This is a genomic window from Pseudomonas sp. HT11 (assembly GCF_044875395.1).
In the GTDB taxonomy this organism is placed as follows: Bacteria; Pseudomonadota; Gammaproteobacteria; order Pseudomonadales; family Pseudomonadaceae; genus Aquipseudomonas.
Genome location: NZ_CP173217.1, coordinates 1,498,915 through 1,511,842 on the forward strand (window position 1 = coordinate 1,498,915; position 12,928 = coordinate 1,511,842).

General features: G+C 60.2%; 9 protein-coding genes. 2 read left to right on the forward strand and 7 right to left on the reverse strand.

Annotated elements, in window-relative coordinates:
• Position 1 precedes the first annotated feature (1 nt).
• The 4 genes from livG to ABWL43_RS06740 form a co-directional block, all read right to left on the reverse strand.
• Positions 2 to 769, reverse strand: a complete 768-nt coding sequence (gene livG, locus ABWL43_RS06725; protein WP_242194225.1) for a high-affinity branched-chain amino acid ABC transporter ATP-binding protein LivG — start codon at positions 767 to 769, stop codon at positions 2 to 4.
• Positions 766 to 2,019, reverse strand: a complete 1,254-nt coding sequence (locus ABWL43_RS06730) for a high-affinity branched-chain amino acid ABC transporter permease LivM (RefSeq protein ID WP_064451210.1) — start codon at positions 2,017 to 2,019, stop codon at positions 766 to 768. Before ABWL43_RS06730 ends, livG begins: the two co-directional genes overlap by 4 nt.
• Positions 2,016 to 2,939 carry a high-affinity branched-chain amino acid ABC transporter permease LivH gene (gene livH, locus ABWL43_RS06735; protein ID WP_106577104.1) on the reverse strand — a complete coding sequence of 308 codons (924 nt, stop codon included), beginning with the start codon at positions 2,937 to 2,939 and terminating at the stop codon, positions 2,016 to 2,018. The genes ABWL43_RS06730 and livH overlap by 4 nt, the downstream gene beginning before the upstream one ends.
• A gap of 227 nt (positions 2,940 to 3,166) precedes the next feature.
• A complete protein-coding gene (locus ABWL43_RS06740) occupies positions 3,167 to 4,294 on the reverse strand; it encodes a branched-chain amino acid ABC transporter substrate-binding protein (protein ID WP_145162009.1) in 1,128 nt (375 codons plus the stop codon).
• Between the two features lie 341 nt (positions 4,295 to 4,635).
• Between ABWL43_RS06740 and ABWL43_RS06745 the strand changes: the two genes are divergently transcribed.
• Positions 4,636 to 4,938 (forward strand): DUF2288 domain-containing protein, encoded by a 303-nt coding sequence (locus tag ABWL43_RS06745; protein WP_404487257.1) that lies wholly within the window; start codon positions 4,636 to 4,638, stop codon positions 4,936 to 4,938.
• Positions 4,939 to 5,374: 436 nt separating this feature from the next.
• Here the strand turns inward: ABWL43_RS06745 and ABWL43_RS06750 are convergent, their stop codons facing one another.
• Together ABWL43_RS06750 and ABWL43_RS06755 are read right to left on the reverse strand one after the other, a co-directional pair.
• Positions 5,375 to 7,639, reverse strand: a complete 2,265-nt coding sequence (locus ABWL43_RS06750) for a putative bifunctional diguanylate cyclase/phosphodiesterase (protein WP_404487258.1) — start codon at positions 7,637 to 7,639, stop codon at positions 5,375 to 5,377.
• A 139-nt stretch (positions 7,640 to 7,778) separates the two neighbouring features.
• Positions 7,779 to 8,144 carry a YkgJ family cysteine cluster protein gene (locus ABWL43_RS06755; RefSeq protein ID WP_242194219.1) on the reverse strand — a complete coding sequence of 122 codons (366 nt, stop codon included), beginning with the start codon at positions 8,142 to 8,144 and terminating at the stop codon, positions 7,779 to 7,781.
• A 251-nt stretch (positions 8,145 to 8,395) separates the two neighbouring features.
• Here ABWL43_RS06755 and ABWL43_RS06760 point away from each other — a divergent pair, with 251 nt between their 5' ends.
• Positions 8,396 to 9,742, forward strand: a complete 1,347-nt coding sequence (locus ABWL43_RS06760; RefSeq protein ID WP_404487260.1) for a spinster family MFS transporter — start codon at positions 8,396 to 8,398, stop codon at positions 9,740 to 9,742.
• A 150-nt stretch (positions 9,743 to 9,892) separates the two neighbouring features.
• Here ABWL43_RS06760 and rapA read toward each other — a convergent pair whose 3' ends face one another.
• Positions 9,893 to 12,739 carry an RNA polymerase-associated protein RapA gene (gene rapA / locus ABWL43_RS06765; RefSeq protein ID WP_404487261.1) on the reverse strand — a complete coding sequence of 949 codons (2,847 nt, stop codon included), beginning with the start codon at positions 12,737 to 12,739 and terminating at the stop codon, positions 9,893 to 9,895.
• Between the last annotated feature and the right edge of the window lie 189 nt (positions 12,740 to 12,928).

The following is a 12,928-nucleotide window of genomic DNA, read 5'->3' on the forward strand; positions in this document are numbered from 1 at the left end:
TTTACGCTTCCCCCAAATAGGCTTTGATCACTTCAGGATTGTCGCGGATCTGTTCCGGTGTCCCGTCGGCCAGCGGCGTGCCCTGGTTGATCACCACGATGTGGTCGGAAATGCTCATGACCAGTTTCATGTCGTGTTCGATCAACAGCACAGTGGCGTTGTTTTCCTCACGCAACACGCTGATCAGCGCCTTGAGGTCCTCGGTTTCCTTGGGGTTCAGGCCGGCAGCCGGTTCGTCGAGCATGAGGATCCGCGGGCGGGTCATCATGCAGCGGGCGATTTCCAGGCGACGTTGCTGACCGTAGGCCAGGGTGCCGGCAGGGCGGTTGGCGAACTCGGTGAGGTTGACCTTGTCCAGCCAGTACTCGGCGTATTCCATGGCCTCGCGCTCGCTCTTGCGAAACGCCGGGGTCTTGAACAGGCCAGCAAAGAAGTTGGTGTTCAAGTGACGGTGCTGGGCAATCAACAGGTTCTCGACCGCCGTCATGTCCTTGAACAACCGCACGTTCTGGAAGGTGCGCACCACGCCCTTGCGGGCGATCTCGTGGCCGGCCAGGCCCTGGATCGGCTGGCCGTCCAGCAGGATGCTGCCACCGCTCGGTTTGTAGAAGCCGGTGAGGCAGTTGAACACCGTGGTTTTGCCGGCGCCGTTGGGGCCGATCAGCGCCACCACCTGTTTCTCTTTCACGGTCAGGGCCACGCCGTTGACCGCCAGCAAACCGCCGAAGCGCATGCTCAAGTTGTCGACTTTCAGGATCTCGCGGCTCATTTGCGCAGCTCCATGTGTGGGCGTTGCATCGGCAGCAGACCTTGGGGACGCCAAATCATCATCAGCACCATCATGGCGCCGAACATCAACATGCGGTATTCGCTGAACTCTCGCATCATCTCCGGCAGCAGGATCATTACGATGGCCGCCAGGATCACGCCCAGCTGCGAGCCCATGCCACCCAGTACGACGATGGCGAGGATGATCGCCGACTCGATAAAGGTGAACGACTCCGGGGTCACCAGGCCTTGGCGCGCCGCGAAGAAGCTGCCGGCGAAACCGGCGAATGTTGCCCCGAGGGTGAAGGCCGAAAGTTTGATGACGGTTGGGTTCATGCCCAACGCTCGGCAGGCGATCTCATCTTCGCGCAACGCTTCCCACGCCCGCCCGATCGGCATGCGCAGCAGACGGTTGATCACGAACAGTGCCGCCAGTGCCAGCAACAACGCCACCAGGTACAGGAACACCACTTTGCTCACCGGGTTGTAGTCGATCCCGAAGTACTCGTGGAAAGTCTGCATGCCCTCGGCGGCGGTGCGGTCGAACGACAGCCCGAAGAACGTCGGCTTGGGGATGCTGCTGATGCCGTTGGGGCCGCCGGTGATATCGGTGAGGTTACGCAGGAACAGTCGGATGATTTCACCGAAGCCCAGGGTCACGATTGCCAGGTAGTCACCACGCAGGCGCAGCACCGGGAAGCCCAGCAGGAAGCCGAACGTGGCCGCCGCCATACCCGCCAGCGGCAGGCAGATCCAGAAGCCCCAGCCCAGGTAATGCGAGAGCAACGCGTAGGTGTAGGCACCCACGGCGTAGAAGCCCACATACCCCAGGTCGAGCAGGCCGGCCAGGCCCACCACGATGTTCAGGCCCAGGCCCAGCAGCACGTAGATCAGGATCAGCGTCGCGATATCCACCGCGCCGCGTGAGCCGAAGAACGGCCAGATCAGCGCGGCCACGATCAGGCCGATGATGATGTAGCGCTGGGTGCGCGGCAGGGTCAGGAACTGGCTGACCTTGGGCGATACCAATGGCCCACGGTTGCCCTTGAACAACGCACCGACCTGCTGGGTGAACAGCACGCGCAGGAACATCAGCACCGAGCACAGGGCGATGATGGTCAGGGTGACGGGACCGGTGCCATGCACTTCCAGGTTGATGCCGACAATGCTCAGCTTGAGGCCGAGTACCGGAAAGGCCACGGCCCATACCAGCAAGGCGCTGAAAAACGCCGATTTAAGATATCTGCTCATACTTTCTCAACCTCCGGACGGCCCAGAATGCCGGTCGGACGGAACAACAGCACCAGAACCAACAGGCCGAACGCCACCACATCCTTGTATTGGTCGCCGAAAATATCGGCACCAAAGGCTTCAGCCACGCCCAGCACCAGACCGCCGAGCATGGCGCCCGGAATACTGCCGATGCCGCCCAATACCGCCGCGGTAAAGGCCTTGAGGCCTACCAGGAAACCGGCGTTGGGGTTGATCACGCCGTACTGCATGCTCAGCAGCACCGCCGCGACGGCCGCCAGCGCAGCACCGATGACGAAGGTCAAGGCAATGATGTTGTTGGTGTTGATGCCCAGCAGGTTGGCCATCTTGATGTCTTCGGCGCAGGCCCGGCAGGCGCGCCCCAGACGGGAGCGGGAAATGAACAGCGTCAGGCCCAGCATCGCCACCAGCGTGACGACGAACACCAGGATCTGCATGTAGGAAATCAGCACTTCTTGTGCGCCACCTGGGCCGAAGGAGATGCTCCCCGGGATCAGGTTGGGAATGGACTTGTCCTTGGAATCCTGGGACAGCAATACAGTGTTCTGCAGGAATATCGACATGCCGATGGCGGAAATCAGCGGGATCAAACGGTTGCTGCCACGCAAGGGACGATAGGCAACCCGCTCGATGCTGTAGCCGTAGGCACTGGTTACAACAATCGACGCGATAAACGCGGCGGTCATCAACAGCGGCAGGGAGTGGATACCCATCATGGCCAGCCCGGCAAGGGCGATGAAGGCCACGTAGGAACCAATCATGTACACCTCGCCATGGGCGAAGTTGATCATTCCAATGATGCCGTAAACCATTGTGTAGCCAATGGCTATCAAGGCATAGGTGCTGCCAATGGTCAGGCCATTAACCAGCTGTTGGAAAAAATGATAGATCTCAGGCATTACAGCGCTCCTAAAAACCCGATACGCATTTCACTGGGGAGTCATGTTCCGGCCCTGCGCTGTGTTCTATGAGCACATTTGCACAAAGCGTTTGCCAGCGAACCGCTGGTGACGGTTTTAAGATTTTCAGGTGAGCCAGCGCCCGGATCGCGGGTGACAGGCCCATAAACCTCGTAAAACAAAGCCCACTGCTCTCACAGTGGGCTTGTTGACCAGTAACGCCTGGCTTACTGAGGGGAAACTTCGGTTTTTGGTTTACCGAAGTGCCATTGGTAGACCACGAACTTGAAGTCCTTCAGGTCGCCCTTGGCGTCAAAGCTCAGATCGCCAGTAGGGGTCTTGAAAGTGCCTGCGTGGATGGCAGCTGCCACCTTGGCGGTGTCTTCGCTCTTCGCGGCAGCGATACCGCCGGCGATGACTTCAACCGCAGAGTAAGCCGGGAACACGAACGGACCGGTTGGGTCCTGTTTGTTCTTGGCGAACTCTTCAACAATGGCTTTGTTGGCAGGGTCGGTGTCGAAGGATTTAGGCAGGGTTACCAGCAGGCCTTCGGAAGCGTCCTGGGCAATTTGCGAGATGGAGTCGTTGCCGACGCCTTCCGGGCCCATGAACTTGGCGTTCAGGCCTTTTTCCTTGGCTTGGCGCAGGATCAGGCCCAGCTCTGGGTGGTAGCCGCCGTAGTAGACGAAGTCGACGTTGGCTTGCTTGAGCTTCTGGATGATCGAGGAGAAGTCTTTATCGCCGGCGTTCAGGCCTTCGAAGACAGCGACTTTCACGCCTTTCTTCTCAAGGGTCTGTTTAACGGCAGTCGCGATGCCTTCACCGTATTGCTGTTTGTCGTGCAGTACGGCAACCACCTTTGGCTTCACGAAGTCGGCGATGTAGTTGCCGGCTGCCGGGCCCTGGGCGCTGTCCAGGCCGATGGTACGGAATACCAGTTTATAACCACGGGCGGTGATTTCCGGGCTGGTAGCCGCCGGAGTGATCATGATCACGCCTTCGTCTTCGTAGATGTCGGTTGCTGGCTGAGTGGAGCTGGAGCAAAGGTGACCGACTACGAACTTGACGCCGTCGTTGACCACTTTGTTGGCTACGGCAACGGCTTGTTTCGGATCGCAAGCGTCGTCGTATTCTTTGGCTTCAAGCATTTTGCCGTCGACGCCGCCCTTGGCGTTGATGTCGGCGATTGCCTGCTTGGCACCCATGAATTGCATGTCGCCGTATTGCGTCACAGGGCCGGTTTTTGGACCTGCGATACCGATCTTGATGGTGTCGGCTGCGAACGAATGGCCGGCAACCCCAGCCAGGACCATAGCGGCAAACAGTTTGGAAATCTGCTTAGTAGCCTTATTCATAGTGCTCCACTCTTACTGTTGTATTTTTTATAGTTCTAGCGGCCTTGTGAGCTGCAGAACCGGATCAGATATCTCGGATATCCCCCCGGCATTGCCCTGGCAACTGTACCGGTACAGTGTAGAGCGCCGGTTGATCGCTTGAAAAGCTGGCTGCTGGGGGCAAACGCCGGGGGTGTCGCTTTAATGAAAGAAAAAGACAGAATTGCGGCGGGGTGATGCCAGAGTTTCAGGCAATCCTTGGCTTTCCTGACACTTTCGTTCGGTGCCTCATTTGCAACTGGGTTTTTCTGCCTGACGCCTGACGCTATGATTGCGCCGATTTTTTATTCAGGTGAATTCCCATGACGCAAGAACCTAGCACCCTCTATGCCAAGCTGCTCGGTGAAACCGCCGAAATTTCCTGGAAGGAGCTCGAGCCGTTCTTTGCCAAGGGTGCCCTATTGTGGGTCGACGCCGGCCTGGATTTGATCGAAGCCGCCGAAGGAATGGCCGAGGATAACCGTGACAAAGTCGCTGCATGGCTGGCTGCAGGGAGCCTTGGCGAGGTGTCTGCGACGCGGGCATTGGACCTGGCCGAGAGGGATCCAAGCCTGTGGGCGGTGGTGGTTTCGCCGTGGATTCTGATCCAGGAAAGGGCGGCGTAAGAAACGGATGCGCTAAAAAGGTGCACTGCTCGGGCCCTTGCAAGTGTGTAGCGGAGTAACCGCCGGCGCCGTGATGGCACCTTGCCGTAGAGAAAGGTCACAGGTGAGGGTGACGTGCGCGTCACGGGAACAGTTGTGCGCGGGGCCGAAGGCTCGGGGAATTGTTTCTGGGTGTGGCAAAGATGACGGTCTGACGTGACTGGCAGACCGCTATCGCAGGAAAGCCATCTCCCACATTTGACATGCATTCCAAGTGTGGGAGCTGGCTTGCCTGCGATAGCCGCAACTCGGTCTAAGCCGTCTTGCCAGTATGGTTATTCAACGAAATAACCTTGGTATTCCCAATCCGATGAGCAACGCCATGTGGACGCTGAGGAGTCGGCCGTTCTTCGGCCTTCTTCAGGCAAATGATGGCTAAATGCCGAAATATTCGGCGTCAACGAATTGGCCTGACGATGGAAGGTGGGCCGATACGGCCTGTGACAAGGTCTTTGGGCGGCGTGGTGTCTTTGCTGCCTTCCACGCTGAAAGGGTAGAGCGGGTTACGCATCTGGATGCCCTGGATCACGCCGACCACATCGCTCAAAGGCACCGCCGGGCTCAGCAGGTAGCCCTGAATGAAGTCACAGCCATGGTTGAGCAGCAGTTCGAATTGCGCCTGGGTTTCCACGCCTTCGGTGACAACGTGCAGGTGCAGCGTGTGAGCCATGCCGATAATCGCCTGGACGATCTCGATATCGGCAGTCGATTTGGGAATGTCCTGGATAAAGGAACGGTCGATCTTCAGCGTGTTGAGCGGCAGGCGCTTGAGATAAGCCAGTGACGAGTAGCCAGTGCCGAAGTCATCAATCGCCAGCGACACGCCCAGTGCCCGGATTTGCCGCAACAGCGCGAGCGTGCTGCTGATGTTGCCCATCAGGGCGTTTTCGGTGACTTCCAGCTCCAGGCGTCCGGCGGCGATGCCGGCGAAGCGCAGGGCGTCTTCGATTTCATCCGCCAGTTCGTCACGCGCCAGGTTGAGGGCCGAGCAGTTCACGGCCATGGTCAGTTCGGTATAGCCGCGGTCAGACAGCAGGCTCAAATCGTGGCACGCCTGGCGTAATACCCAGTGGTCCAGTTCGGCAATCAGCCCGTTGCTTTCGGCAATGGCGATAAACCGGTCCGGCGCCAGTAGCCCGTGTTGCGGGTGTTGCCAGCGCACCAGGGCTTCCAGGCGGGTAACCTTGCCGAGTTTCATGTCGAAGATCGGCTGATAAAACAGGACCAACTGGTTGCGCGTGCGCAGGGCGGCGCGCAGCTCTTCTTCCAGTTGCAGTTCCAGAAACGCGCGGGTTTTGAGGTTGGAACTGAAAAAGTTCAGGCTGTTGCGCCCGGTGTCTTTGGACTGGTAAAGCGCCAGGTCGGCGGTTTTCAGCAGCTCCTCACAGGTCAGGCCGTCATCGGGAAACAGGCTGATGCCGATGCTGGTGGTCATCACCATGCGCCGGCCGGCCAGTTCGATCGGCTCTTTCATCTTCTGCATGATGCGCTGCGCCATATGCCGCGCTTCGTCGCGATGGTGAATGCTGATGAGGATGCAGAATTCATCGCCGCCAAAGCGCGCAACCACATCGTCATGGCTGCGCACCGACCCTTTGATATGCCCGGCCAACACGGTGAGTAACTGGTCGCCGGCATCATGCCCAAGGCTGTCGTTGATGCGCTTGAAGTGGTCGATATCGAGGAAGATCACCGCCATCATGCCGTGGCTTGCAGTTTTTTCGGCGACTTTCTCCGCGAAAATCTGATTGAAGCCGCGACGGTTGAGCAGGGTGGTCAGCGCATCAAAATGCGCGACCTGTTGCAGCGAGGCGCGGGCCTGGTCCAGTTCGCTGAGCAGCGCGTTGACCCGGCGCAGGTCGCGTTCCTTGTGCTGCAGTTTTTTGTCGGCCAGTGCTGCACTGACGCTGCTGCCAATCACCAACAGGGTGATCACGGCCACGGACAAGCCAAGCTGAATGGGGTTGTTGTCCAGCGGCAATGCGAGGTCCGCGCCGCTGGGCACCAGCATTTGCATGGCAGCCATGCCGGTGAAGTGCATGCTCAGGATGCCGGCGCCCAGCACCAGGCTGGCGGCGTATTTGAGCAATTGATGGAACACCCCGGTGCCGTTACGCAGGTAGCACGACAGCAGCAACGCGGCCAGGCTGGCGCCAATGGCGATGCCCACCGACGCCAAAAACAGCCCCGAGTCGAAGTACACCTGGGCCTGGGAGCGCATGGCCGACATGCCGACGTAGTGCATCAAGGCAATGCCCAGCCCCATCCATACCGATGCCAGCAGGTATTGATGAAAGCGCAAATGAGCGTGACTGAGGGTTTGCATGGCAAACAACGAGGCAATCAGGGCGATCACCAGCGAGGCGAACGTCATGAGCAGTTCGTAATAAATGGCAATAGGTGCCTGAAAGGCCAGCATGCTGATGAAGTGAGTCGACCAGATGCCGCCTGCCAGGCATCCCGCCCCCAGCCAGCGCCAGTGGCGGCGCGCAGTAGGGTCTTCCACGTGGCCGACGCGCTCGGCCATGTCCAAGGTTCCGAACCCTGCTGCACAAGCGACCAAGTACGCCAGCAGCACCAGAAAGGGGTTATGACTGCAATTGAGTAATAAATGCCCGTTATCTGGAAGCTCGGTAAAAAAATACATACCTCGCCATTCCATAGCATGTCCCGTCAAAGTCAGTACGTCATTGCCTACAGCAATGGCTTATGACCTCGAGTATAGAAGCCTTGCGGGATTTGCCAGGAATAATGGCACTTTGCTCTGAATGATTTTGGCATGCTCGCCATAGCGTTTGCTGCTAAGCGCTGATCGGCAGGTCGAACTCGAAAGGCGCCTCAAGCGGCGGCAAGCCAAAGGCGGCGCGTGCCGTGTCGCAATCGACGTTCTGTTCGCCCTGGCTCCACGACGCGTCGAACTCGCGACACGGGCTCGAACGCTGCTCATAGATCGTGCAACGGGTGCCTTTGCCGACTTCCCCCTCAAGGCTGCAGCAACGCGCGGGTTTCTGGTCGGTGCCGATCATCGCCACGCGCGTGGGATTGATCTGCACCACCAGGTCATCGGGCACGGTGCCCCCCGATGAGGCGCACTCACCCCAGAAGAAAGACACACGAAAGTGTGAACAGCAGGCACCGCAACTCAGACACGGACTGGCTTCGGACATGGGCGTCATCGATAAGAAAAGTAGGATGTGGGTGTTACGGAAGGCTCGCCATTCTATCCTTGGCGTTGCCGTTGGGAAGGGGGGCGTGAACTTATATTTTTGTAGGCGAAGTCCCGTGATACCGGGCGAAATCATGCCCTATCAGCTTTACGAATCATTACAGACAACCGGCACCTGCCTGACTATGTTGCAGGTACCGGGCAGGATGCATCGGGCATCGCAGCTCTCATAACAATAAAAGAGACGGACCCATGCAGAACTCGACCCAAGCGGCGAATGCCTGGCGCATTCTGTTCCTGCTGTTCCTGGCCAACCTGTTCAATTTCTTCGACCGCACCATCCCCGCGATCATCATCGAACCCATCCGTATGGAATGGCACCTGAGCGACTTTCAGCTCGGCATCATCGGCACCGCCTTCACCATCGTCTATGCCATTGCCGGTTTGCCGCTGGGGCGCATGGCCGACACCGGTTCGCGCAGCAAACTGATGGGCTGGGGCTTGTTTGCCTGGAGCGGGCTGACCGCACTCAACGGCATGGTCGGCAGTTTCTGGACCTTCCTGCTGGTGCGCATGGGCATCGGCATTGGCGAAGCCAGCTATGCGCCGGCGGCCAACTCACTGATCGGCGACCTGTTTCCCGCTCACCGCCGCGCCCGCGCCATGGGTATTTTCATGCTCGGCCTGCCGTTAGGCCTGCTGCTGGCGTTCTTCACCATCGGCGCGATGGTCAAGGCGTTCGACAGCTGGCGCGCGCCGTTCTTTATCGCCGCCGTGCCGGGGCTGATCCTCGCGGTGTTCATGTTCTATATCAAGGAACCCAAGCGCGGCGCGGCCGAAACCGTGCAGGTCTCGCAGGAACGCGTCGATCGCCCGATCCGCCGCGTGCTGGCGGTGCCGACCTTCCTGTGGCTGGTGCTGGCCGGGCTGTGCTTCAACTTTGCCACCTATGCGTGCAACTCGTTTCTGGTGCCGATGTTGCAGCGCTATTTCCTGATGCCGTTGCAGGAGGCGGCGGTTGCCACTGGCGTAATCGTTGGCATCACCGGCCTGGTGGGCCTGACGTTGGGCGGCTGGATTGCCGACAAGATCCATCAACGAATCGCCAATGGCCGACTGTTGTTCGCTGCCTGCAGCTTGATCATCTCCACCGTCACCACCGCGTGGGCGTTGCACGCCGGACGCATCGAGATTGGTGTGTTCGTGGCGCTGTTCAGTGTGGGCTGGCTGTTTGCCTACAACTTCTATACCTGCGTGTACACCGCCATTCAGGACGTGGTTGAGCCGCGCCTGCGGGCCACGGCGATGGCGCTGTTCTTCGCCGGGTTGTACCTGTTGGGCGGCGGCATGGGGCCGATTGTGGTGGGCGGGCTGTCTGATCACTTTGCCCATTCGGCGATGTATGCCGATGGGGCGGCGCAGATGACCGAGGCTTATAAGGCGGTGGGGCTGCACGACGCCATGTACCTGATTCCAGTGGCGCTGTTTTTGACCCTGCTGTTTCTGTTTCAGGCGTCGCGCAGTTTTGTGCGCGATGCCAAGCGCATGAAGGATGGGTTGGGGGCGGCTGAGGTGCCGGCTGCGGCGGCTACCGCTTGAGACCGAGGTGACGCCATCGCGGGCAAGCCCGCTCCCACAGGGGAATGCATTCCAACTGTGGGAGTGGGCTTGCCCGCGATGAGGCCCTCAAGCTAAACAAAAAAAGGCCCGCATTACGCGGGCCTTCTTCTTAACAGGGCAGGGCGGTAATCAACCCGCCACCAACACCCGAATCGCTTCCAGTCGCAGCGCCGCTTTGTCGAGCATGGCCAAACCTTGCTCGCGTTGCTGACGCAGGGCCACCAGCTCGCTGTCACGCACGGTCGGGTTGACCGCTTGCAACGCGGTCAGGCGCGCCAGCTCTTCGTCGGTGTCCGCCGCCAGGCGGCGCTTGGCCTCGGCCACTCGCTCGGCGTGGCGCGGGGTGATCTTCTCTTCACCGGCATTGATGCGCGGCGTGAGTTGGTCACGCTGAGCCTGCACGAACTTGTTGGCGCTGGCGCGTGGCACGCTTTCGAGCTGGTCGTTCAGGGTTTCAAACGACACGCGGCCGGACAGGTCATTGCCATTGGCGTCCAGCAGGCAGCGCAAGGCCGCCGGTGGCAAGTAGCGGCCCAGTTGCAAGGAGCGCGGCGCAACCACTTCACTCACGTACAGCAATTCGAGCAACACGGTGCCCGGCTTGAGCGCCTTGTTCTTGATCAGCGCCACGGCGGTGTTGCCCATCGAGCCGGACAGCACCAGGTCCATGCCGCCCTGCACCATCGGGTGTTCCCAGGTGATGAACTGCATGTCTTCGCGCGACAGCGCCTGGTTACGGTCGTAGGTGATGGTCACACCTTCGTCGTCGCCCAGCGGGAAGCTGGCGTCGAGCATTTTTTCGCTGGGCTTCAAGATCAGCGCGTTTTCCGAATGGTCCTCGCTGTCGATGCCAAAGGCGTCGAACAGGGTTTCCATGTAGATCGGCAGGGCGAACTGGTCGTCTTGCTCCAGGATGTCCTCTACCAGGGCATCGCCTTCACCCGCGCCGCCGGAGTTGAGCTCCAGCAAGCGGTCGCGACCGGTGTGCAGCTCTTGCTCCAGACGCTCGCGCTCGGCACGGGCCTCGTCGATCAGGGCTTGCCACTCGCCATCGTCGGCGTTTTCCAGCAACGGCAGCAGGCGCGGGCCGAACTGATGTTGCAGGGCGTTGCCGGTCGGGCAGGTGTTGAGGAACGCGTTCAGCGCCTCGTGGTACCACTGGAACAGGCGCTCTTGCGGGCTGGTTTCCAGGTACGGCACGTGCAATTCGATCACGTGCTTCTGACCGATCCGGTCCAGACGCCCGATCCGCTGTTCCAGCAGGTCAGGGTGGGACGGCAGGTCGAACAGCACCAAGTGGTGGGAGAACTGGAAGTTGCGGCCTTCACTGCCGATTTCCGAGCAGATCAGCACCTGGGCGCCGAACTCTTCGTCGGCGAAGTAAGCGGCGGCGCGGTCGCGCTCGAGGATGTTCATGCCCTCGTGGAACACCGTGGCTGGAATGCCGGAACGCACGCGCAGCGCGTCTTCCAGGTCCATGGCGGTTTCGGCGTGGGCGCAGATCACCAGCACTTTGGTGCGCTTGAGCATTTTCAGCTGGTCGATCAGCCACTCCACGCGTGGGTCGAAGCGCCACCAGCGGTTTTCTTCGTCCACGTCCGGCTGCGACTGGAAGCTGACTTCCGGGTACAGCTCGGCGTGTTCGCCCAGCGGCAACTCGAGGTATTCGTCCGGGTTCGGCAGCGGGTAGGCGTGCAGTTTGCGCTCCGGGAAACCTTGCACGGCAGCCCGGGTGTTACGGAACAGCACGCGGCCGGTGCCGTGGCGGTCAAGCAGCTCACGCACCAGGCGCGCACTGGCTTCGGTGTCGCCATCGTTGACGGCGGTGAGCAGTGCTTCACCTTCGTCGCCGAGGAAACCCTGGATGGTCTTGTGTGCGGTCGGCGACAGGCGGCCTTTGTCCAGCAGCTCCTGCACGGCTTCGGCCACCGGGCGATAGTTTTCGCTTTCGGCGCGGAAGGCGTGCAGGTCGTGGAAGCGGTTCGGGTCCAGCAGGCGCAGGCGCGCAAAGTGGCTGTCCTGGCCCAGCTGTTCCGGGGTGGCGGTCAGCAGCAGCACGCCAGGAATCACCTCGGCAAGTTGCTCGACCAGCGAATACTCCGGGCTGGCCTTGTCTTCATGCCAGACCAGGTGGTGGGCTTCGTCGACCACCAGCAAGTCCCAGTCGGCCGCGAACAGTGCGTCCTGGGCCTTCTCGTCGTCCACCAGCCATTCCAGGGCCACGAGGGCCAACTGGGTGTCTTCGAATGGGTTGGTGGCATCGCTTTCGATGAAGCGTTCTTCGTCGAACAGCGCAACCTGCAGGTTGAAGCGGCGGCGCATTTCCACCAGCCACTGGTGCTGCAGGTTTTCCGGTACCAGGATCAGTACGCGGCTGGCGCGGCCGGAAAGCAGCTGGCGATGGATCACCAGGCCGGCTTCGATGGTCTTGCCCAGGCCCACTTCGTCAGCCAGCAATACCCGCGGCGCGATACGGTCAGCGACTTCACGGGCGATGTGCAGTTGGTGAGCAATAGGTTGCGCACGCACGCCACCCAAGCCCCACAGCGAGGACTGCAGTTGGCGGCTGGTGTGTTCCAGGGTGTGGTAACGCAGCGAGAACCAGGCCAGCGGATCGATCTGGCCGGCGAACAGACGGTCGCTGGCCAGGCGGAACTGGATGAAGTTGGACAGTTGGGTTTCCGGCAGGGTGACCTGCTCGTTCTGCCCATTGAGGCCGTGGTAAACCAGCAGGCCATCGACGTCGTCGACTTCCTGTACGGTCATTTTCCAGCCTTCGAAATGGGTGATGGAATCACCCGGCGAAAACCTCACGCGAGTGAGGGGCGCATTCCGTAGCGCATACTGACGAGTGTCGCCAGTGGCCGGATAGAGCACGGTCAACAAGCGGCCGTCCTGTGCCAGAACGGTGCCTAACCCCAGCTCTGCTTCGCTGTCACTAATCCAGCGTTGCCCCGGTTGATACTGCTGCGCCATGCTGCCTGACTCCCGCCGTGAAAAAGCCGACTATCTTAACGGAACAAGGCCCTCAGCCAAAGGACTCTGACAAAAACTACTCCGTTAACGCGCGGGTTCGAAAGCTGGATCGACGGGTGGCGGGCACTTGCGAGTGTCGACTGGGTCACAGCTTGGCGAGCTTGAGCTCAAGTCGCCCTGCAACCCGCC

Bases quoted from the DNA above. Each gene is read 5' to 3' on its own strand.
- ABWL43_RS06730 (WP_064451210.1), bottom strand. From the start codon at position 2,019: ATGAGCAGATATCTTAAATCGGCGTTTTTCAGCGCCTTGCTGGTATGG.
- rapA (WP_404487261.1), bottom strand. From the start codon at position 12,739: ATGGCGCAGCAGTATCAACCGGGGCAACGCTGGATTAGTGACAGCGAA.
- livG (WP_242194225.1), bottom strand. From the start codon at position 769: ATGAGCCGCGAGATCCTGAAAGTCGACAACTTGAGCATGCGCTTCGGC.
- ABWL43_RS06745 (WP_404487257.1), top strand. From the start codon at position 4,636: ATGACGCAAGAACCTAGCACCCTCTATGCCAAGCTGCTCGGTGAAACC.
- ABWL43_RS06760 (WP_404487260.1), top strand. From the start codon at position 8,396: ATGCAGAACTCGACCCAAGCGGCGAATGCCTGGCGCATTCTGTTCCTG.
- ABWL43_RS06750 (WP_404487258.1), bottom strand. From the start codon at position 7,639: ATGGAATGGCGAGGTATGTATTTTTTTACCGAGCTTCCAGATAACGGG.
- livH (WP_106577104.1), bottom strand. From the start codon at position 2,939: ATGCCTGAGATCTATCATTTTTTCCAACAGCTGGTTAATGGCCTGACC.
- ABWL43_RS06755 (WP_242194219.1), bottom strand. From the start codon at position 8,144: ATGTCCGAAGCCAGTCCGTGTCTGAGTTGCGGTGCCTGCTGTTCACAC.
- ABWL43_RS06740 (WP_145162009.1), bottom strand. From the start codon at position 4,294: ATGAATAAGGCTACTAAGCAGATTTCCAAACTGTTTGCCGCTATGGTC.